The following is a 21,938-nucleotide window of genomic DNA, read 5'->3' as shown; positions in this document are numbered from 1 at the left end:
CGTATCCTGGGCGGGTGGACGTCGAACGTGTGCGCCGTTGGATCCCCGGAGTCGCCTGGGCCAATCTCGTGGTCCAGATCGGCATCATCATCACCGGGGGCGCGGTCCGCCTGACCGGTTCGGGGTTGGGCTGTTCCACCTGGCCCAACTGTGAGCCCGGGCAGTTCACCCCACAACTGCGCGACGCCACCGACTTCCACGGAGCGATCGAGTTCGGCAACCGGGCCCTGGCCGCGGTGGTATTCGTCGTCGCCCTGTCCCTGGTGGTGCTGCTGGTGGTGGCCGGGCGCAAGCAACCGCACCGGCGCCGCCGCGGGCTCGAAGCGCTCGCTGCCGGCATCGCCGCAGGTGTGCTCATCCAGGCGGTCGTGGGCGGGATGACGGTGTGGTTCGAACTGCATCCGGCCCTGGTCGGTTCGCACTTCCTGCTCTCCGGTGTGCTGGTGGCCGCCTCGTCCTACCTGCTGTCCCGCCTGCGCGAGGGTGATGGCCCGCCCAGGCCGCTCGCGGCCGAGGGTCTGGGTCCGGTACGCACCCTGGTGGTGGTCCTGATGCTGGTGACCGCGGTGCTGGTGGTCCTGGGGGTGATCGTCACCGGCGCCGGCCCGCACTCCGGTGATCAGGACGTCGGCTACCGGTTCGCCGTGGACCCGGTCTCGGTGGCGCGGGTGCACGCCGGTGCGGCCTGGGCATTCACCGCCACGGTGATCGCCCTGCTGGTGCTGCTGCACCGGGCCCGGGCGAACGTGGGGGCCGGTGCTGAACTCACCCGAGCGCGCCGCCGCACCTGGGTGCTCCTGGCGGTGACGCTGGCCCAGGGGGTGGTCGGCTACGTGCAGTACTTCACCGGGCTCCCGGAACTGCTGGTGGGGATCCACCTGTTCGCCGCCGCGGTGCTGATCGCCGCGGTCACGTTCACCGTCACCGGACTGCGGGTCCGCGAGCCGGTCCCGGCGACCGAGACGCTACAGGCAGCCTGAGCGCGGCACCCACGCGGCGTCGGCGGGGCGTAGACCGTCCCAGTCGCGGCCGGCCAGGGCGTGGGCGGCCAGTGCGCCCGCGACGGTACTGGGGTTGTGGATCCGGCCGGCCAGCACCGCATCGACCGCCTCCTCCAGGGCCACCCACCGGCTGATCATGCCGGCCTCCTCGGCCACCCGCTGGTACCGGTCGCGCGTGGGCACCGGGTGCAGGTCCCGGGCCAGGAACACCCTGACCGCCTCGTCCGAGCCACCGGGGCTGGTGTAGAAGTCCACCAGGGTGTCCCAGCGAGCGGCGCGCAAATCCGCTTCCTCGGCCAGCTCCCGCGCCGCTGCGGCCACCAGGTCCTCTCCCTGTTGGTCCAGGAGGCCGGCGGGGACCTCCCACAGGTAGGAGCGCACGGGGTGGCGGTACTGGCGCAGCAGCAGCATCCGTCCGGCCTCATCCAGGGCCACGATCGCTACCGCCCCGGGATGGCGCAGGTACTCGCGCACCACCTGCCCGCCGGGGCCCAGGTCCACGTCCTGGCTGACCAGGTCCATCACGGCGCCGCGGTGGATCTCCACCAGGTCGCCGGTCCGGAGCCGCGCCGGTTCGTCGGCGAATCCGGCCGCCGCGCTCACTCCCCGGCCGCCAGCGGCGCCGGCTCGACCTCGATCAGACGGGTCTGGCGCTGCCGGTCCAGTGCTGCCCCGATCAGGCCTCGGAACAACGGGTGGGCCCGGGTGGGCCGGGACTTGAATTCCGGGTGGGCCTGGGTGGCCACATAGTAGGGGTGGTGCTCGGTGTCGAGCTCGACGAACTCGACCAGTTCGGAGTCCGGGGACCGACCCGAGATCACCAGGCCGGCCTCGGCCAGGTCCCCGCGGTAGGCGTTGTTCACCTCGTACCGGTGCCGGTGACGCTCGGTCACGTGCTCGGCGTCGTAGGTACGGGCCACCAGGGAGCCCGGCGTCAGTACCGCCGGGAAGGACCCCAGTCGCATCGTTCCGCCGAGTTGGCCCTCCCCGCCGACGTTCTGGCGTTGCTCGGCCATCGTGGCCACCACCGGATGGTCCGTCTGTGGGTCGAACTCGCTGGAGGAGGCATCGTCGAGCCCGAGCACGTTGCGCGCGTACTCGATCACCATCGCCTGCATCCCCAGGCAGATGCCCAGGGTGGGCACCTGCTGCTCCCGTGACCAGCGCAGCGCCCCGAGTTTGCCCTCGATGCCACGGACGCCGAAACCGCCGGGCACCAGCACGCCGTCGACCCCGGCCAGCGCCTGCCGGGCGGCCTCGGGGGTGGCACAGGCATCGGAGGGGACCCACCGGATGTTCACCCGGGCGTTCTCGGCGAAGCCTCCGGCGCGCAGCGCCTCGGTCACCGACAGGTAGGCATCGGGAAGGTCGATGTACTTGCCCACGAGCGCGATCTCGACCGCGTGGGCCGGGTGGTGAACCCGTTCCAGCAACGTGTTCCAGGTGTCCCACTGCACGTCCCGGAACGGGATCCCCAGACGCCGGATCACGTAGGCGTCCAGCCCCTCGGAGTGCAGCACCTTGGGGATCTCGTAGATGCTGGCAGCGTCGATACAGGTGATGACCGCCTCGCGATCGACGTCACACATCGCGGCCAGCTTGGCCTTGACCGACTCCGGGATGTCCCGGTCGGCCCGCGCCACGATCGCATCGGGCTGGATACCGATGCTGCGCAGCGCGGCCACCGAGTGCTGGGTGGGCTTGGTCTTCAGTTCCCCGCTGGGACCCAGATAGGGGATCAGCGAGACGTGCACGAAGAAACAGTTGTCCCGTCCGATGTCCTGACGGACCTGCCGGGCCGCCTCCAGGAACGGCTGGGACTCGATATCGCCGACGGTCCCCCCGACCTCGGTGATGATCACATCGGGTGCCTCCCGGTCATCACTCGGAGTGGCCTGGGCACGCATCCGGCGCTTGATCTCATCGGTGATGTGCGGGATCACCTGCACGGTGTCGCCCAGGTACTCCCCGCGGCGCTCCTTGGCGATCACCTCCGAGTACACCTGGCCGGTGGTCACGTTCGCCTCGGCGCTCAGGTTCGCGTCCAGGAAACGCTCATAGTGCCCGATGTCCAGGTCGGTCTCGGCGCCGTCCTCGGTGACGAACACCTCACCGTGCTGGAAGGGGTTCATCGTGCCGGGATCCACGTTCAGGTACGGGTCCAGTTTCTGCATCGTCACCCGCATGCCGCGGGCGGTGAGCAACTGGCCCAGGCTGGCGGCGGTCAGGCCCTTGCCGAGGGATGAAGCCACACCGCCGGTCACGAAGATGTGCCGGGGAACGGGGGGCAGGTTGCCGGGAAGCCGGTCCGAAGAGATCACCACGGACTCCCACTCTAACCGATCAGACCAGGGTTCGGTAGCAGCGTTGTATCTGGGCGAGCGTATCGGCGCGGCCGGGGAGCTCGCCCCGACGACGACGCGCAGCCGCACCCAGTTCCGTAGCCAGAGCGGCGTCGGTCAGGACCGCGCTGACGCGCTCGGCCATCGTGGCGGCGTCCCCGTAGGGCACCAGGAGCGCGGCATCCCCGGTCACCTCCCCGGTGCCACCCACATCGGTGGCCACGATCGGCCGGCCCGCGCGCAAGGCCTCCTGCAGGTTCAGCGGCTGCCCCTCCCAGGAACTGGTCGAGACCACCACATCGGCAAGGGCGAGCAGTTCCGGGGCGTCGCTGCGGTGACCCAGGACGTGCACCGGCAATCCCGCCTCCCCCGCGCGCCGGCGCAGGTCCTGCAGCATCGGCCCGCCGCCGGCGACCAGCCAGTGCACCTGCGGCACCCGCTCGACCAGCAGCGCCGCGGTCTCCATGAGCAGATCCAGACCCTTCTGCGGTGCGAGCCGCGCCAGGGTCAGCACCACCGGCGCGTCCTCGGGCAGGCCCAACTCCCGGCGCAGGGCCATCAGGGCCTCGGTGCCCGGTCCGGCATCATCCTCCCCGGCGGGTCGCCCCGGGGGGAACGGGGCCGGCACCAGGGCCCGCTCGGCGTGGGCGGCACCCAGGTCCCTGGCGCGGTCCACCAGGTCCCCGCTGACGCCCAGGACCACCTGGGCGCGGCGTGTCACCAGCCGTTCCAGCACGGCGCCCACCGCGCGTACCCGCGCTGACCCGACGGGCTTGTTGTGCAACGTGACCACGAGCCCGGGGCCTCGCCGGCCGGTCAGCGCCAACGCGGCCAGGGCGCCGGCACGCAATCCGTGGGCGTGCAGCACGTCGGCACCGCGGGAAAGTGCCCGGATCCGGCCGATCGCCCGGAGGTCGGAGGGTCTGGGCCGCTCGGCGATGTCGACCACCCGCGTGGGCGCCTCGGTCGTGGCCACCACATCGGCCGGGCCGGCCAGCACCACCCGGTGGCCGGCCTCACGGAGCCCGGCTGTGAGGTCCTGGGCGTGCCGGCCGGCACCCCCGGTGGTGGTGCCGGTCAGTTGCAGGACATGTAGGTCAGCCACGAACCCTCCGGAAGACGTTGACGGTGCCGCGGTCGCCCGCGGCCACGGCCAGGCCGACCAGCCCCATCGAGACCACCGCCCCGAGCAGACCGGCCATGATCGCCGAGATCAGTGAGTGCCCCGCCAGGTCCAGCACGGCCGCGGTGGCGAACCGCCCGACCATCGCCCCCACCAGGGTCCCGGCGCCGGCCACCGCCACCGAGCGGCCGATCGCACCGAGTACGCGCCGGTGCACCACGTTCGCGAATGCCCCCAGCAGCGCGACCGCCGCGACCGTCATCCCCACACTGTGGCCCAGCCCGAGCGCGGCCAGGGTGCCCGGCCCGTCCCCTCCCTCCGGTGCCCAGGCGAACACGCCGACGAGGCAGGCCACCGAGACCACCGCCCACCCCAGTGAGGTGGCAGCCAGCGCGGCGCGGCTGCGGTCCATCGCGTACAACACCCGGGTGACGTGGAACGTCAGCGACAGGCCCACCACCCCCGGCGCCATCCAGGTCAGCGCCTGGCTCATCCCAGTGGTGTCGTTCCAGGTGGCGAAGACCTGCGCGATCGCCGGCGCTACCGCGATCAGGCCGGCCACCCCGGCGAAGGAGACCGCGACCACGGCCCGGGTGGAGGTCTCGGCGACCCGGGCGAAGGGGGCCAGGTCGGAGTGGCTGGCTAGTTCGGCCAATCGCGGATAGACGGCGGTGGCCAGCGGCACCGCGAGCACCGCGTAGGGCAACCAGTACACCGCCTGGGACCACTGGAACAGGTTGATGGTGCCGTCCACGCCGCCGTTCAGCGCCAGCAGCATCACCACCACCACCGAGACCTGCTGGGCCAGCAGCGCACCGACCCCCGCCAGGGCGAGAGCGCGGGCCCGTGCGGCCACCCCGGGCGGGAACCGCAACCGCGGACGCAGCCGTACGCCGCAGCGCCAGACCGGGATCAGCAACGGCAGCGCCATGACGGCCACTCCTGCGGTCGTCCCCCAGGCCAGCACCGCCAGGGCGGTCTCGGACAGACGCCCGGGCTCATCCTGCAGCCCGTTCGCCAGGTAGCCGAAGGCGACATAGGTCGCTATCACCATCAGCGTGGACAGGATCGGCGCCAGCGCGGGAGCCAGGAATCGCTTGTGCGCCTGGAGCACCCCGGTGAGCACCACCCCGATTCCGTAGAGCACCACCTGCGGGGAGAACACGATGAGGAAGTAGGTGACCAACTCCACCTGCGCGGCACCATCGGCCCCCTGCGGGGTCGGCAGCAGGGTGGCGATCCGGCGGGCGAACAGCCCGAGCAGGAGCGCCACCGGGGTCAGCACCATCACTGCCCAGGTGAGCAGGGCGGAGGCGATCTGGTTCACCTCACCGCGCAGCCGGCGGGCGATGGGCCCGGCCAGCACCGGGATGACCGCTCCGGCCAGAGCCCCTCCGGCGACCACCTCGTAGAGCACGTTCGGCACCAGGTTCGCCGCCCCGTAGGCGGTGCCGGTGGCGCTGGCCTGCACGGTGGCCGACTGCACCAGCCAACGGCCGAACCCCAGCACCCGGGAGACCACGGTCAGGGCAGCGATCAGCGTCGCCGCCCCCGCGATCCCACCGAGCAGGTAGCGCAGCCTCACCCGGACCGACCCCAGGTGTCCAGTGCGCGCAGCGCCGGCACAGACTCGATCACCCGGGAGAAACTGACCTTCTCACTCAGCAGGGTCAGGCCCACCACGCCGGCCAGCACGCCGGTGCGCAGCCCGGCGCTGGGGTGCAGGGCCAGGGCCGTGCCGACCAGGGCTCCCAGGGCATTCGCCCCGGCATCCCCCAGCATCGTCTCCTCGGTCAGGTCGGTGTGCCACGAGGCGGCCGCCACCGCCAGCGCACCGGTGGCCAGCGGGGCGCCCGGGCTACGGCCCAGCGCCGGTCCGAGGCTGAGGGCACCGGCAACCTTGAGCGCCCGGCCCGGCCGCAGATCGAACAGGTTGAGCAGATTCGCGGTGCCGGCGATCAGCGCCGCCGAGGTCAGCACATCCCCGCCCCGGGCCAGCCGCCCGGGGGCTGGCCCGGAGCCACGCCGCCCGGCTGCGGTGCCGATCATGGCGCCGATCAACGCGGCGCCGGAGATCCCCAGGAGTTTGGCCCCCCCGGTGGTCAACCGGCCCTGCGCAAGCGCTCGTACGTGGCCGCGCAGTCCCTTGTCCACGCTGTCGGTTTCCCGGTCATCGAGCGCGCCGAGCACACCGGCGGTGCCGGCGGTCACGACCGCGGCCGCGCCCGCGCGACCGCCGGCACCGGCAGCGCTCGCGACCGCCCCGGCTGCCGTGGACAGCCCACCGGTGAGGCTGACCTGGTTACCGCGGAAGTTCGATCGGGTCCAGCGCGGCGTACCCGCAGGCAGGGTCGAGCGCAGGATCTCGCTGAGGCTGGCCGTCAGGCCGGCACCAAGTGCGGACGCGGCCAGCCTGCTCATCCCTCGTTCACCCCGTCGGCGCCGGTGTCCTCCTGCTCGGCACCATCGCCCTGCTCGTCAGCGGCCTCGCCGTCCTCGGCACCCTCGCCGGCTTCGGTGTCCGTGTCGGTCTCCGGGGCATCGGGTGAGCCCGGTGCGAAGTCCTCGGGGTCGGGTGGGGGGAGCATAGTGGTGCTCGGGAAACCCTCCTCGGCGCTGTCGGTGGTGCCGTAGGCCCCGCCGGACCCGGCGATATCAGCGGCCAGGGCCAGCGGGACGGTCACCTGCCCGGTGATCAGATCCACCCCGTCCACGGTGCTCATCGCCTCGCTGAGCGCCTCCTGCTCGCGCACCGCGAGCACCAGGCTACCCTCCTCGCGTGCGGCACCGGCGAGTACGTTGCCCTCCCCGGTTCGGGCCAGCCCGGTGAGGGTGGAGATCAGCACCACGTTGGTCTGGCCGGCCAGTTCGACGTCCTCGACCTCCTCGGTGCCGTCGATCACCACGGTGGCGTAGGCCGGGGCGCTGGGGGCTTCGATCTCCTCGATCAGGTCGGAGGAGATCAACAGGTCATACATCGCCTCGGCCTGCTCGGAGGCCTGGCCGGTGTTATCCGGGTCCCGCAGCGTCAGGGCCTGCCCCATGGCCATCCCGAGGATCTGATCGGCGCCGGTGTCGTCGTCCGGCTGGGGGTTGAGGTAGGCGGCGATGTTGCCCGCGATCCCGGACCGGAAGGCGCGCTGACCGGGGTCGGTCCAGCCCTCGGCCAGCACGGTGCGCGAGGTCACCTCGGCACCGGCCTGGTCCAGACGGGCCAGCACAGCATCGACCGCGTCAGCCCCGGCGCCGGGAAGTTCCACGACGGCGACGGTGCGGCCCTCGAGCGCCCCGCTGAGCAGTACCGGGCTGGCGGCCGCCACGAACTGCGCGGTTTCGGCGCCGTCGGCCTCGGCCTCGTCCAGAGCCTGGCGCAGGTCCTCTCGCTCCACCCGGAGTTGGTCCACCTGCCCGGACAGTTCCTCGGCCAGGTAGTCCCGCAACGGACCGGCGCCGATCACGATGCCCACGGCCAGTGCCATGAACACCGCGATCAGGGAGACGATGTGGTAGCGGAAATCGATCACGTGCAGTCCTTCTCTCGCATGGCCGGCTTCAGAACATCGCCGCGAACAGGCCGCGGAACCACGAGAGGATGTCATCGAGGCGGGTGAGCAGGATCCCGAAAATGGTCTGGCCGGCGGGGGTGACGGCCAGCGCGGTGATCAGCGCGGCCAGGCCGGCCAGGATGAGGCCGGTGAGTTGCCAGTTGGAGATGCGGTGCTGGTACAGGCGCGAGACGCCCTTGGCGTCGATGAGTTTGCCGCCCACGCGCAGACGGGTCAGGAAGGTGGAGGCCATTCCGGCCCGGCCCTTGTCGAGGAACTCCACCAGGGTGCCGTGGGTGCCCACGGCCACGATGAGTTCGGCACCCTTGTCATCGGCGAGGAGCATCGCGACGTCCTCGCTGGTGCCGGTGGCGGGGAACACCACCGGTTCCAAGCCGAGTTTCTCCACGCGCTCCCGGCCCGGTGCCCGGCCGTCCCGGTAGGCGTGCACCACGATCTCGGCGCCGCTGAGCAGGGTCCTGTCGGACACCGAGTCCATGTCCCCGACGATCATGTCGGGTTTGAGGCCGGATTCCAGGATCGCGTCGGCTCCGCCGTCCACCCCGATCAGCACCGGCCGGTACTCGCGGATATAGGACCTCAGCATGCTCAGGTCCTCCCGGTAGTGATAGCCGCGTACCACGATCAGGACGTGCCGGCCCTCTAGGTCGGTGTGTACCTCGGGAACTCCGACCCCGTCCAGGAGCAGTTCGCGCTCGGCCCGCATGTAGTCCATGGTGTTGGCCGCGAAGGCCTCCAACTGGACGGAGAGTCCGGCCCGGGCCTCCTCCATCGCCTCCTCGACCATCGCTGGGGTCTGCTCGGTGCCCTCGGCCACCATCGAGCCCTCGGCGTCGAGGACGGTGTCGGCCTCCAGGCGTACCTTGCTGCCCTCCGAGAGGGTCATCACGTCCGAGCCCAAGTCGTCCAGCAGCGGGATGCCGGCCTCGATCAGGATCTGCGGGCCCAGGTTGGGGTAACGCCCGGAGATGGAGACCGCGGCGTTGAGTACCGCGGCCGGCCGGCAGGCGACGAGCGCCTCGGCCGAGACCCGGTCGATGTCGATGTGGTCGATGACGGCGACCTCACCGGGTTTGAGGCGCTTGGTCAGCGACTTGGTCCGGCTGTCGACGCGCACGCTGAGCAGATCACCCGTCGTGGGCGTGTCGTCGGTGCCGGCGCGTTTGGACAGGGTTCTCATCCGATCTATGGTCGCACGTGCGTACGGGCCAGCAGGTCAGCGGCATGCTGACGGGCGGCCTGCGAATCTTCCTCGCCGGAGAGCATACGGGCCAGTTCGGCTTCGCGACGCTCACCGTACACGTGCTCGATATCACTGTTGGTCAGGCTCTGGGCGTCCGTGCGCTTGGTGACGACCACGTGTTTCTCCGCGAACGCGGCTACCTGCGCCAGGTGCGTGATCACGATCACCTGGGCGTGCCGGGCGAGCTCGGCCAGCCGGCGGCCCACCTCCATGGCGGCGCGGCCGCCCACCCCGGCATCGACCTCGTCGAAGACGAACGTGGGCAGCGGCTCGGCATCGGTGGCCCTCGATCGGGCCAGGGCTACCTCGATGGCCAGCATCACCCGGGACAGTTCCCCGCCGGAGGCTCCCTTGCCCAGGGGCCGGGCCGGTGCCCCGGGATGAGGGGTGAGCAGGAACCGGACATCCTCGGCGCCGTGCTCGCCCGGCTCGGTCCGCGGCTGCAGTTCCACCTGCAGTGAGGCCCCGGTCATGGCCAGGCTCGCCAGTTCGGACTGCACTGCCGCGCACATGGTCTCGGCTGCCCGTTGGCGGCCCCGGGTGATGGTGGTGGCTAGCGTCTCGGCGGCCTCGGTCCGCTCGGCCAGATGCGCGACCAGCCCTTCACGCCCCGCCCCCGGTGCGGTGAGATCGGCGATGCGTTCTTCGGCCCGCTCGAGGAAGGCGAGCAGCCGGTCGGCGGCATCGGAGTCGGCGTCGGCCTCCTGCACCGGTGCGTAGGCGCGGGCGGCCTGGGCGATCGAGGCGCGGCGCTGGTGCACCAGGTCCAACCGGGCCGGGTCGGCCTCGAGCCGGGCCAGGTACCCGGCGGCTTCGCCCGCCAGGTCCGAGAGCACGGACGTCGCCTGGTCCAGCTGGGTGGCCCAGTCGGCGATATCGGGATCGAAACCCGTGGCCGCCTCCACCTGCCGGTGGGCCTGCTCCAGCAGGGCCAGCACGTGCACGCCCTCGGCGTCCGGGCCACCGGACAGTGCCGCCGAGAGGCTGGTCGCGGCCAGGCGCAGGTCCTCAACGTTGGCCAGCCGTTCCGACTCTACCCGCAGCCGGGCGTCCTCACCGGGTTGGAGTTCCAACTCCTGTACCTGCGCCACGGCGCTGCGCAGATGATCCAACTCGGCTTCCCGCTGCCCCTCGTCGGCGTCCCAGTCCGCCAGTGCGTGCTCGGCCGCCAACCGCTGCCGGTGGGCGCGGGCGAAGGACCTGAGGGTGTCGGCGTGGCCGGCGAAGTCGTCCAGCGCGGCCCGTTGGTGGGCCGTGGAGCGCAGCCGGTGCTGGTCGCTCTGGCCGTGCACGGTGACCAGGGACTCCCCCACCTCGGTAAGCAGTCCGGCCGGCACCGAGCGACCACCCAGGTGGGCCCTGGAGCGGCCGGTGGCCGAGACGCTGCGCGATACCAGGAGGGCGCCGGCGTCCAGGAGGGCGCCGGCGTCGGTGGCCACTCGTAACGCCGGGTGCCCCGGTGGTGGGACCAGCCGGCCCTCGGCCGTGGCCTGCTCCGCTCCGGGGCGGACCGCGGCGGAGTCGGCCTTGCGGCCCAGGATGAGTGCGAGCCCGCTGAGCACCATCGTCTTGCCTGCTCCGGTCTCACCGGTGATCACCGTCAGGCCCGGTGCAGGTTCGATCCGTGCGGCAGAGATCACGCCCAGGTCGGTGATGGACAGTTCCTCGATCAACTCTGCTGCCCCGTCCCGCGCCAGCCCTGGACGGGCAGGTTGAACTTGTGCACCAGCCGTGCGGTGAAGGGTGCGGTGTTGAACCGGGCCAGGCGGACCGGCCGCTGGCCGCGCAGCACGTCGATGTGCGCACCTGGCGGCGCGCTCAGTCGCCGCCGGCCATCGCACCACAGCACCGCCCGGGTCAGGCTGCGGGAGAGGACCTCCACCGACATCCTGGAGTTCGGCCCCACCACCAGCGGCCGGGCGAACAGCGCGTGCGCGCTGACCGGCACCATCAGCATGGCCTCCACATCGGGCCAGACGACCGGACCACCGGCGGAGAAGGCGTAGGCGGTGGAGCCGGTGGGGGTGGCCAGCACGACCCCGTCGCAGCCGAAGGTGGACAGCGCCCGCCCGTCGATGCCCAGCGCCACCTCGATCATCCGCTCGCGCTGATCCTTCTCCACCGAGACCTCGTTGACCGCCCATCCCGAGCGGGTGGAGCCGTCCGGATACTGCACGGTGACGTCCAGGGTCATGCGCTCCTCGACGGTGTAGTCCTGCTCGGCGGCACGGCGGACCAGGTCGGTGAGTTGTTCCGCCTCGTACTCGGCCAGAAAACCCACGTGACCCAAGTTGATACCCACCAGCGGCGTGGGCCGGGAGCGGGTGAGTTCGACGGTGCGCAGGATGGTGCCGTCCCCGCCGAGCACGATCGCGAGTTCCAGGTCGTCGTCGTCGGCCTGCCAGACCGCCTGGATGCCGTAGCGGCCCAACTCCTCGGCAACCAGCGCCGCGGCACGCTTGGCCGCGGCCCGGTGCGGGTGGGCCTGCACCAGAAAACGTCGTGTCATGAGACCGCCCCAGCCGGCCCGGTCCGGATCGCGGTGTTGATCGCTTCGGCGAGTTCCTCCCCCGCCAGCGCCACGGGACCCCTCGCGGCGCCGTGACGCAGGTGCAGGAAGTACTCCACATTGCCACTGGGCCCGGGTAGCGGGCTGGGCACCACGGCCAGCACACCAGCACCGAGCCCGGTCGCGCACCGGGCCACCTCGGCCACGGCCCAGGCGCGCAGACTCTCCTCCCGCACCACCCCGCCCGAGCCCAGGCGCTCCCGGCCCACCTCGAACTGGGGTTTGACCATGAGCAGCAGGTCGGCCCGGTCAGCGCTCAGCGCGAGTAGTGCGGGCAGCACCAGCGTCAGGGAGATGAAGGAAAGGTCGGCGGTGATGAGCTCCGGAGGCGGCTGCACCTGATCCGGCACGAGGGAGCGCACATTGGTACGGTCCAGCACCGTGACCCGCTCATCGGTGCGCAGTTTCCAGTCCAACTGGCCATAACCCACGTCGACGGCGACCACGTGCGCGGCGCCGCGCCGGAGCAGTACATCGGTGAATCCGCCCGTGGAGGCTCCGGCGTCCAGCACTCGGCGGCCCCGCACCCGCGGTGCCCGCTCGCCGAGCGCATCCAGGGCGCCGGCCAGTTTGTGTCCGCCTCGGGAGACGTACTCCGGGGCGGCGTCCTGGTCGGCCGGAAGCAGGCGGACAGGCTGGGCGGGCAGCAGTTGAGTGGCGGCTTTGGTGGCGCGTTGCCCGTCCAGCAGCACCCGGCCGGCGCCGATCAACTCGGCCGCGTGCTGGCGCGACCGGGCCAGACCCCGGCGCACCAGTTCGGCATCCAGGCGCACGCGTCGCGACACGTCAGTTCTCTGCTTCGGCCAACCGGTCCTGCAGGGTCCGGTACAGCGCCTCGAAGGCGGGAACGTGCGCAGGCAGGTCCGTTTCGGGAAGGTCTGCCACGGCACGCAGCGCTGCCGCGATCTTCGGGTGTTCGGTTGCACTGCTCACCTCCTGCCTCCTTTCGGTGCCCACGCTACCGTGATCGGTGCTCAGCCCTGGTCGACCATGCGCACATGTGGGAGATCCACGGGCAGGACCGAGTCCACTCCCGCCGCGTCGCTGGCCTCCCAGGCGGCCGCTGCTGCGGCCCGGACCTCATCCACGTCCATCTCGTTCGTCTGCTCCCCGAGCCTCACGTCGCCACCGTCCCTGCGGAGCACTACCGCTTCACCCTTGATCCGGGCTGCCGCGCCGGCGCAGGTCCACCACCCTTCTGCGCGGGTGGGCTCGGGGTGCACCTGGGCGAGCGCGCGCAGATCCAGGCCGAGGAAGGCGGGACGATGAGCGACGACGGCGCGGAGCACCTGGGTGGGTCCGTCCACCCCGGTACACACGTGCAGTCCCGGGATCTGCGCGGCGCGGGCTCCGGCCAGGTCGGTATCGAGCCGGTCCCCCACCACCAGTGGTCGCTGCGCACCGCTCGCCCGGGCGGCTTGGTGGAAGATCTCGGGTCCGGGTTTGCCGGTGCTTCGCGGCTGTTTGCCGGTGGCGGCCACCACCGCCGCCACCAGGGCTCCGTTCCCGGGCGCGAATCCGCGTTCAGTGGGGAGTGAGGCGTCCAGGTTGGACGCCACGTGCTGGGCGCCTGCCGCAATGGCATAGGCGGCCTCGGCGAGGTCGTGCCATGCGATCTCGGGGGTGAACCCCTGGACGACGACCGTCGGTGACTGCGTGGCGGATTCCACCAGGTGCAGCCCCTCGTCAGTGATGGCCTGGCGCAGACCCGTGCCACCGATCACAAGGACGCGGGTGTGCTCATCCGCCTCGGCACTGATGAGTGCGGCAGCCGCCATCGCGGCCGTCGTCACTTCCTCGGGGCCGGTCGGCACACCGAGGTCGGTGAGATGGTCGGCCACAGTCTGGGCGGTGCGGGCGGCGTTGTTCGTGACGAACACCGTGCGCATGCCCCCGGCGCGCGCCACCTGAATCGCCGCCGGAGCATGCTCCACCGCGTCGGCGCCGACATAGACCACGCCGTCCAGGTCCAGCAGGGCACAGTCGAAGATGTCCTGCAACGGCGCGGTGCTCCCGCTCAGGCCGGTCACCGTGGGTGAGCCCGGCCGCGGTGCTCATCCCCGGGTAGTTCCAGGAAGACCACGTCCTCATCTTCGTGTTCGGGCAACTCCGCCTGCAGAGCCGTCGCCTCGGCCTCACGCCCCAGAGCCCGGAGGACGTTGACACGCTGCTCGCTCACCCGGATCTGCTCAGCCGGCCCGCCCACACCTGCGACGCCGTCCAGCGTCACCAGCGCGGCTTCGGGCTCGCCCAGATCCATCCGTGCACCGGAGGCCACGATTGCCAGCTCCACTCTGTCCACCGCGCTCATGCCCGGCGGTGCCTCGGCGGCCAGGGTCAGCGCGCGCTCCGGCCGGCCCAGACCCCGCTCGCAGTCGGCCTCGATGGCCCGGTGGGCGTCCACCCCGCTGAGCCTGCGGACAGTACGCAGTTCACGCAGCGCCTCCGCATAGTTCCCCAACGCATAGGCGGTCAGAGCCACGGCCTCCCGCACCACGTCCACCCGGCCGGCCCGGCGCAGGGCAGCCTGGGCGTGGGCGTAGGCCTGCTGCGGATCGGTATCGAGCAGAGCACCCGCCATCACCAGGTGCTTGGCCACACCCTCGGCGTTGTCCTTGGACAGGGTGCGCAACCTGGACCGGGCAGCCCGGTCCAGATCCGTGGCCTCCACGTCGGGATCGATCGGGGGATCGGGAACCCGCTCGGCGCGTTCGGCTTCGCGGGGCCGGCGCGCCCTTTCGGATTCGCCCGTGCGTCCCGAACGGGCCGACCCGCTCCGAGACGTCCTTGACCCGCTGTCCCCGCGGAACCCTTCCGGCCGGCTGCGCGAGCCGCCGCCTGTTTGACCTGATCGCACTGTCGCCTCACTGAACCTTCGACTGAACCGGCTACACCCTATCGAGTTGAAACATCCGCAGAACCGGTTGAAACACCTCTGGAAACGACTGAGGGCCACCCAGAAAAATCTGGGTGGCCCTCAGCGAAAAGTTGTCCGGCGGCGACCTACTCTCCCACGCAGTCTCCCACGCAGTACCATCGGCGCAGAGGGGCTTAGCTTCCGGGTTCGGAATGGATCCGGGCGTTTCCCCCTCGCTATGACCGCCGTAACTCTATGGAGATGTCATCGGTTACCCGACCGTATCTCGGGAACCGCACAGTGGACGCGTAGCATCATTCAATTCTGAATGAGTAATCAAGTTATCGGCATATTAGTACCGGTCAGCTTCATGAGTCGTTAGTCCTCACTTCCACATCCGGCCTATCAACCCAGTAGTCTAGCTGGGAGCCTCTCGGGGCAAGCCCCATGGAAATCTCATCTTGAAGCAGGCTTCCCGCTTAGATGCTTTCAGCGGTTATCCCTTCCCAACGTAGCTAACCAGCCGTGCTCTTGGCAGAACAACTGGCACACCAGAGGTTAGTCCGTCCCGGTCCTCTCGTACTAGGGACAGCCCTTCTCAAATTTCCTGCGCGCGCAGCGGATAGGGACCGAACTGTCTCACGACGTTCTAAACCCAGCTCGCGTACCGCTTTAATGGGCGAACAGCCCAACCCTTGGGAACGACTACGACCCCAGGATGCGACGAGCCGACATCGAGGTGCCAAACCATGCCGTCGATATGGACTCTTGGGCAAGATCAGCCTGTTATCCCCGGGGTACCTTTTATCCGTTGAGCGACGGCGCTTCCACGAGCCACCGTCGGGTCACTAGTTCCGACTTTCGTCCCTGCTTGACTTGTCAGTCTCACAGTCAAGCTCCCTTGTGTACTTACACTCGACGTCTGATTACCAACCAGACTGAGGGAACCTTTGAGCGCCTCCGTTACATTTTAGGAGGCAACCGCCCCAGTTAAACTACCCATCAGGCACTGTCCCTGATCCGGATTACGGACCGAGGTTAGATATTCAGAACGACCAGAGTGGTATTTCAACGATGACTCCACAACCACTGGCGTGGCTGCTTCAAAGTCTCCCACCTATCCTACACAAGCCGTACCGAATACCAATACCAAACTATAGTAAAGGTCCCGGGGTCTTTCCGTCCTGCTGCGCGTAACGAGCATCTTTACTCGTAGTGCAATTTCGCCGAGTTCGCGGTTGAGACAGCGGAGAAGTCGTTACGCCATTCGTGCAGGTCGGAACTTACCCGACAAGGAATTTCGCTACCTTAGGATGGTTATAGTTACCACCGCCGTTTACTGGGGCTTAAATTCTGAGCTTCGCTCCGAAGAGCTGACCCGTCCTCTTAACCTTCCAGCACTGGGCAGGCGTCAGTCCGTATACATCGTCTTGCGACTTCGCACGGACCTGTGTTTTTAATAAACAGTCGCTTCTCCCTGGTCTCTGCGGCCCTCAAACGCTCCCACCGCTAGGGTGTTCACGCCTCAGGCCCCCCTTCTCCCGAAGTTACGGGGGCATTTTGCCGAGTTCCTTAACCACGATTCTCTCGATCGCCTTAGTATTCTCTACCTGACCACCTGAGTCGGTTTGGGGTACGGGCGGCTAGAACCTCGCGTCGAGGTTTTTCTAGGCAGTATAGGATCGCCAATTTCCAGCATTCGCTGTCACCTTAAGTTCTCAGGCATATGAGGTACGGATTTGCCTATACCTCGCCCTACAACCTTGGACGTGCCAAGCCATAAGACACGCTCGGTTACCTTTCTGCGTCACCCCTGTTAATACGCTTACCTACTACCGGTTCGGGTCGCGCGCTCCGCACGGAACAACTCCGAAGAGTCGAACCGTGCTTCGGGCGCTTAGCATCACCGGATTCGGTATGGGCGGTTCTTCGCCGGTACGGGAATATCAACCCGTTGTCCATCGACTACGCCTGTCGGCCTCGCCTTAGGTCCCGACTTACCCAGGGCGGATTAACCTGGCCCTGGAACCCTTGGTCATTCGGCGGACGGGTTTCTCACCCGTCATTCGCTACTCATGCCTGCATTCTCACTCGTATGGCATCCACGGCTGGATCACTCCGCCGCTTCTCTCGCCATACGACGCTCCCCTACCCATCTACACGCCTGGATCCGATGGTCAAGCCATCGGACCAAGCACAAATGTAAATGCCACAACTTCGGCGGTATGCTTGAGCCCCGCTAAATTGTCGGCGCGGAATCACTTGACCAGTGAGCTATTACGCACTCTTTCAAGGATGGCTGCTTCTAAGCCAACCTCCTGGTTGTCTGTGCAACTCCACATCCTTTCCCACTTAGCATACGCTTAGGGGCCTTAGTTGGTGGTCTGGGCTGTTTCCCTCTCGACCATGAAGCTTATCCCCCACAGTCTCACTGCCACGTTCTCACTTACCGGCATTCGGAGTTTGGTTGACGTCAGTAACCTTGTAGGGCCCATCTGCCATCCAGTAGCTCTACCTCCGGTAAGAAACACGTGACGCTGCACCTAAATGCATTTCGGGGAGAACCAGCTATTACGAAGTTTGATTGGCCTTTCACCCCTATCCACAACTCATCCGCCCAGTTTTCAACCTAGGTCGGTTCGGTCCTCCACGCGGTCTTACCCGCGCTTCAACCTGGTCATGGATAGATCACTTCGCTTCGGGTCTAGGGCACGCGACTCAGTCGCCCATTTCGGACTCGCTTTCGCTACGGCTTCCCCACACGGGTTAACCTCGCCACGTACCGCTAACTCGCAGGCTCATTCTTCAAAAGGCACGCCGTCACCCCTGCTATGGAGGCTCCGACGGGTTGTAAGCAATCGGTTTCAGGTACTATTTCACTCCCCTCCCGGGGTACTTTTCACCTTTCCCTCACGGTACTTGTCCGCTATCGGTCATCAGGTAGTATTTAGGCTTACAGAGTGGTCTCTGCGGATTCGCACGGGATTTCTCGGGCCCCGTACTACTTGGGATACTCATCGAGAGATCGCACTATTTCGTCTACGGGAGTGGCACCCTCTGTGCTCGACCATTCAATGTCGTTCGACTATAGCGCGATTTTGTAACTCTCTGTCTGCACGGCAGTACAGACTGACAAGTCCCGCAACCCCGTAAGTGCAACGCCTGCCGGCTATCACACACCTACGGTTTGGCCTGTTCCAATTTCGCTCGCCACTACTCTCGGAATATCTTTTCCTGTGGGTACTGAGATGTTTCACTTCCCCACGTTCCCTCCGCATGCCCTATGTGTTCAGGCATGGGTAACTGGACATGACTCCAGCTGGGTTTCCCCATTCGGACATCCTCGGATCACGGTTCGTTTGCCAACTCCCCGAGGCTTATCGCAGGCTACTACGTCCTTCTTCGGCTCCTGATGCCAAGGCATCCACCGATTGCTCTTAAAAACTTGACCACAAAAATCAAAGATGCTCGCGTCCACTGTGCAGTTCTCAAGCTACGGGCGGTTCCCACCGGGCTCCTCCGCTTGCCGGCTCTGAGGCCGGTAGTTCGAAGGTCCGCCGGGACCGACGTACTCCCTGTACAAGCGCAGCATTCCTGCTGCTCTCGTACCGGGGTCCGAAGGATGGGTTCTTCACCCGCTCCCTCAGGACCCAACAGTGTGCCATGCGTCCCGAGATCGAGCACTGCGCGTTCCTGACCAACGAAGTGGCCGTACTGACTCCAAGTGCTCTCACTCGTTCCTCAATCAATGTTCCACCCGTGAGCACCACCTCAGAACGTACGTCTGAGTAGTGGGCCTGGACGCACCACGTGCAAATACACGCAATGCGCCAGATGCTCCTTAGAAAGGAGGTGATCCAGCCGCACCTTCCGGTACGGCTACCTTGTTACGACTTCGTCCCAATCGCCAGTCCCACCTTCGACGGCTCCCTCCCAAAAGGTTGGGCCACCGGCTTCGGGTGTTACCGACTTTCGTGACGTGACGGGCGGTGTGTACAAGGCCCGAGAACGTATTCACCGCAGCGTTGCTGATCTGCGATTACTAGCGACTCCGACTTCATGGGGTCGAGTTGCAGACCCCAATCCGAACTGAGACCGGCTTTTTGGGATTCGCTCCACCTTGCGGTTTCGCAGCCCATTGTACCGGCCATTGTAGCATGCGTGAAGCCCAAGACATAAGGGGCATGATGATTTGACCTCATCCCCACCTTCCTCCGAGTTGACCCCGGCAGTCTCCTATGAGTCCCCACCATTACGTGCTGGCAACATAGGACGAGGGTTGCGCTCGTTGCGGGACTTAACCCAACATCTCACGACACGAGCTGACGACAACCATGCACCACCTGTATACGAGTGTCCAAAGAGACGACTATCTCTAGCCGCTTCTCGTATATGTCAAGCCTTGGTAAGGTTCTTCGCGTTGCATCGAATTAATCCGCATGCTCCGCCGCTTGTGCGGGCCCCCGTCAATTCCTTTGAGTTTTAGCCTTGCGGCCGTACTCCCCAGGCGGGGCACTTAATGCGTTAGCTGCGGCGCGGAACTCGTGGAATGAGCCCCACACCTAGTGCCCAACGTTTACGGCATGGACTACCAGGGTATCTAATCCTGTTCGCTCCCCATGCTTTCGCTCCTCAGCGTCAGTAGTGGCCCAGAGACCTGCCTTCGCCATCGGTGTTCCTCCTGATATCTGCGCATTCCACCGCTACACCAGGAATTCCAGCCTCCCCTACCACACTCTAGTCTGCCCGTACCCACTGCAGGCGCGAGGTTGAGCCTCGCGTTTTCACAGCAGACGTGACAAACCGCCTACGAGCTCTTTACGCCCAATAATTCCGGACAACGCTTGCACCCTACGTATTACCGCGGCTGCTGGCACGTAGTTAGCCGGTGCTTCTTCTGCAGGTACCGTCACTTTCGCTTCTTCCCTACTGAAAGAGGTTTACAACCCGAAGGCCGTCATCCCTCACGCGGCGTCGCTGCATCAGGCTTTCGCCCATTGTGCAATATTCCCTACTGCTGCCTCCCGTAGGAGTCTGGGCCGTATCTCAGTCCCAGTGTGGCCGGTCACCCTCTCAGGCCGGCTACCCGTCGTCGTCTTGGTGAGCCGTTACCTCACCAACTAACTGATAGGCCGTGAGTCCATCCCAAACCGATAAATCTTTCCAGACGCTACAGATGCCTGTGCGTCTCGTATCCGGTATTAGCTCCGGTTTCCCGGGGTTATCCCAGAGTCTGGGGCAGGTTACTCACGTGTTACTCACCCGTTCGCCACTGATCCACCAGAGCAAGCTCTGGTTTCACCGTTCGACTTGCATGTATGAAGCACGCCGCCAGCGTTCGTCCTGAGCCAGGATCAAACTCTCCGTAGATGCTTAATGGCAACTGCGACCTGAGCCGCACTTACCGACATTACGAAGTGGCTCCGTTAGGAGCCGCTTAATGATTCTGGCTGATCGAATCCCATACGGGGTATGAGTTCGATCTAACCAAACAAATGTTGGCATTGATTGATATGACACACTGTTGAGTTCTCAAGGAGCGGATGCGCACCGTTATGATCCCTCTCGGGCTCACCTCGGGGCAACCTCTTAAGCCTACATCACCTGGGCGATGCTTGTCCAACCGGAGTTCGGTGGATCCTGCTGGATCCTCCGCCCTCGTCACGGGGCTTGTGTTTCCCTGCGCCGGGCCGTTCGCCGATCGGCTTCCGTCCCTCTCGCTGCGGGGCAACGAGAAGTAACATTACGAGCCCCCGGGGCGGGTGTCAAATCTCTGCCGGGGCGCTACGAACCGTTCGGTTTCGGCCCTCATACCTGTTCTGACCTGCACAAACGCTCGAATTGCCGCAGCCCGGACGGAGAGTTGAGGCCCCGGCTCGACGGAAGTATGACGCAGGTCACCCCAGGTCGGCGCCGGAGCGTCAACCGGCGCGGATGGCCCCGAGATTGCGCCGTCCACGACGCAGGAGGGCCACGTTGCCGGCGAGCAGGTCGTCCTCGGTCAGGACCCGGTCCGGGTCGGTGACCTTGTCGTTGTTCAGGTACGCGCCGCCGTCGGCCACTGTGCGGCGGGCGGCATTGCGACCGGTGCTCAATCCGGCGGCCACCAGGGCGTCCAGGATCGTGGCCTCGCCCAGGTCGAGGGCACCGCTGGGGATCTCCGCGATGGCGTCGGCCAAGGTGGCGGCGTCCAGGTCGCGCAGGTCCGCGCGTCCGAAGAGTGCCTTGCTCGCGGTCATCACCGCCTCGGTGGCGGCGCGCCCGTGCAGGAGCGTGGTCACGTCCTGCGCCAGGACCTGCTGGGCCGCCCTCGCGTAGGGGCGCTCCTGCACGTCCGTGGCCAGGGATTCGATCTCCCCGCGGCTACGGAAGGTGAAGACCTTCAAGTAGCGCACCACGTCGGCATCGGCGGTGTTCAGCCAGAACTGGTAGAAGGCGTACGGGCTGGTGAGTTCGGGATCGAGCCAGATCGCCCCATCCTCGGACTTGCCCATCTTGGAGCCGTCGGACTTGGTGATCAGCGGCGTGGTCAGCGCGTGCGCTCCGACGCCCTCGGCCTTGCGGATCAGTTCCACCCCGGACAACAGGTTGCCCCACTGGTCGTTGCCGCCCACCTGCAGGGTGCAGTTGTGGCGGCGGAGCAGTTCCAGGAAGTCCATCCCCTGCAGGATCTGGTAGCTGAACTCGGTGAAACTGATGCCCTCATCGGAGCGAAGCCGGCGGGCCACGATGTCCTTGGCCAGCATTGTGCCCAGGCGGTAGTGCTTGCCCACGTCCCGGAGGAAGTCGATCGCGCTCAGGTTTTTGGTCCAGTCCAGGTTGTTGACCATCTGCGCCGCTGCCGGGCCGGAGAACTCCAGGAAGGGTTCGATCTGGCCACGGATGCGCTGCACCCACTCGGTGACCACCTCGGCGGAGTTCAGGGCGCGTTCGCCGACGTCGCGGGGGTCCCCGATCATGCCGGTCGCGCCACCGACCAGCGCGAGCGGGCGGTGCCCGGCGTCCTGCAGGCGCCGCATCGTCAGGATGAGCACCAGGTGGCCCACGTGCAGGCTGGCCGCGGTCGGATCGAAGCCGCCGTAGAAAGTCACCTGCCCGCTCTTCAGTGCCTGCCCGAGGGCCTGTTCGTCGGTGGACTGGGCGATCAGGCCGCGCCAGCGGAGATCGGCAAGGATGTCGCTCATCGTGCCTTCTGCGAGGTCGGGGACGCAGTCCGCGTCCGGGTGGAGGTGATGCC

The 21,938-nt window shown here is 67.2% G+C and carries 15 protein-coding genes and 3 rRNA genes; 1 reads left to right on the top strand and 17 read right to left on the bottom strand.

Going from position 1 to position 21,938, the window contains the following annotated elements; translation table 11 throughout:
* Positions 1-14: 14 nt before the first annotated feature.
* On the top strand, positions 15-980 hold the full coding sequence (locus ACO0LU_RS11240) for a COX15/CtaA family protein (protein ID WP_424791444.1): 966 nt from the start codon (positions 15-17) through the stop codon (positions 978-980).
* Here the strand turns inward: ACO0LU_RS11240 and ACO0LU_RS11235 are convergent.
* From ACO0LU_RS11235 to tyrS, 17 genes are all read right to left on the bottom strand, one after another.
* Positions 966-1,604, bottom strand: coding sequence for an NUDIX domain-containing protein (locus ACO0LU_RS11235; protein WP_424791443.1), 639 nt, complete (start codon positions 1,602-1,604; stop codon positions 966-968). The two genes, ACO0LU_RS11240 and ACO0LU_RS11235, sit on opposite strands and share 15 nt — an antisense overlap.
* A complete protein-coding gene (locus ACO0LU_RS11230) occupies positions 1,601-3,325 on the bottom strand; it encodes a CTP synthase (protein WP_424791442.1) in 1,725 nt (574 codons plus the stop codon). Before ACO0LU_RS11230 ends, ACO0LU_RS11235 begins: the two co-directional genes overlap by 4 nt.
* 19 nt (positions 3,326-3,344) lie before the next feature.
* Positions 3,345-4,448, bottom strand: a complete 1,104-nt coding sequence (locus tag ACO0LU_RS11225; RefSeq protein WP_424791441.1) for a glycosyltransferase family 4 protein — start codon at positions 4,446-4,448, stop codon at positions 3,345-3,347.
* Positions 4,441-6,051: a murein biosynthesis integral membrane protein MurJ gene (murJ, locus tag ACO0LU_RS11220; protein WP_424791440.1), complete on the bottom strand. Its 1,611-nt coding sequence runs from the start codon at positions 6,049-6,051 to the stop codon at positions 4,441-4,443. The genes ACO0LU_RS11225 and murJ overlap by 8 nt, the downstream gene beginning before the upstream one ends.
* Positions 6,048-6,887 (bottom strand): hypothetical protein, encoded by an 840-nt coding sequence (locus ACO0LU_RS11215; protein WP_424791439.1) that lies wholly within the window; start codon positions 6,885-6,887, stop codon positions 6,048-6,050. The genes murJ and ACO0LU_RS11215 overlap by 4 nt, the downstream gene beginning before the upstream one ends.
* A complete protein-coding gene (locus ACO0LU_RS11210) occupies positions 6,884-7,990 on the bottom strand; it encodes a copper transporter (RefSeq protein ID WP_424791438.1) in 1,107 nt (368 codons plus the stop codon). Before ACO0LU_RS11210 ends, ACO0LU_RS11215 begins: the two co-directional genes overlap by 4 nt.
* Before the next feature lie 28 nt (positions 7,991-8,018).
* Positions 8,019-9,212 (bottom strand): putative cytokinetic ring protein SteA, encoded by a 1,194-nt coding sequence (gene steA / locus ACO0LU_RS11205; protein ID WP_424791437.1) that lies wholly within the window; start codon positions 9,210-9,212, stop codon positions 8,019-8,021.
* A gap of 5 nt (positions 9,213-9,217) precedes the next feature.
* Positions 9,218-10,948 carry a DNA repair protein RecN gene (gene recN, locus ACO0LU_RS11200; protein WP_424791436.1) on the bottom strand — a complete coding sequence of 577 codons (1,731 nt, stop codon included), beginning with the start codon at positions 10,946-10,948 and terminating at the stop codon, positions 9,218-9,220.
* Entirely contained in the window at positions 10,945-11,784 is an 840-nt protein-coding gene (locus tag ACO0LU_RS11195) for an NAD kinase (RefSeq protein WP_424791435.1), read from the bottom strand. The genes recN and ACO0LU_RS11195 overlap by 4 nt, the downstream gene beginning before the upstream one ends.
* Positions 11,781-12,629: a TlyA family RNA methyltransferase gene (locus ACO0LU_RS11190; RefSeq protein WP_424791434.1), complete on the bottom strand. Its 849-nt coding sequence runs from the start codon at positions 12,627-12,629 to the stop codon at positions 11,781-11,783. The genes ACO0LU_RS11195 and ACO0LU_RS11190 overlap by 4 nt, the downstream gene beginning before the upstream one ends.
* Position 12,630: 1 nt before the next feature.
* The gene (locus ACO0LU_RS11185) at positions 12,631-12,777 is read right to left on the bottom strand and encodes a hypothetical protein (RefSeq protein WP_424791433.1); all 147 of its coding nucleotides are present in this window, start codon (positions 12,775-12,777) and stop codon (positions 12,631-12,633) included.
* Between the two features lie 41 nt (positions 12,778-12,818).
* Complete coding sequence (locus ACO0LU_RS11180) at positions 12,819-13,874, bottom strand: HAD-IIA family hydrolase (RefSeq protein WP_424791432.1); 1,056 nt, start codon at positions 13,872-13,874, stop codon at positions 12,819-12,821.
* Positions 13,871-14,515: a hypothetical protein gene (locus ACO0LU_RS11175; RefSeq protein WP_424791431.1), complete on the bottom strand. Its 645-nt coding sequence runs from the start codon at positions 14,513-14,515 to the stop codon at positions 13,871-13,873. The genes ACO0LU_RS11180 and ACO0LU_RS11175 overlap by 4 nt, the downstream gene beginning before the upstream one ends.
* Positions 14,516-14,834: 319 nt before the next feature.
* A 5S ribosomal RNA gene (rrf, locus tag ACO0LU_RS11170) occupies positions 14,835-14,951 on the bottom strand.
* A gap of 82 nt (positions 14,952-15,033) precedes the next feature.
* Positions 15,034-18,152: ribosomal RNA gene (locus ACO0LU_RS11165) — 23S ribosomal RNA — on the bottom strand.
* A gap of 394 nt (positions 18,153-18,546) precedes the next feature.
* Positions 18,547-20,071, bottom strand: a 16S ribosomal RNA gene (locus tag ACO0LU_RS11160).
* Together the 16S, 23S and 5S rRNA genes form the textbook arrangement of a ribosomal RNA operon.
* A 551-nt stretch (positions 20,072-20,622) precedes the next feature.
* Positions 20,623-21,885, bottom strand: a complete 1,263-nt coding sequence (gene tyrS, locus ACO0LU_RS11155) for a tyrosine--tRNA ligase (protein WP_424791430.1) — start codon at positions 21,883-21,885, stop codon at positions 20,623-20,625.
* Between the last annotated feature and the right edge of the window lie 53 nt (positions 21,886-21,938).

This window comes from Pseudactinotalea sp. Z1748, assembly GCF_049725185.1.
In the GTDB taxonomy this organism is placed as follows: Bacteria; Actinomycetota; Actinomycetes; order Actinomycetales; family Beutenbergiaceae; genus CALKWS01.
This window is presented reverse-complemented; position numbering and strand designations above follow the sequence as displayed.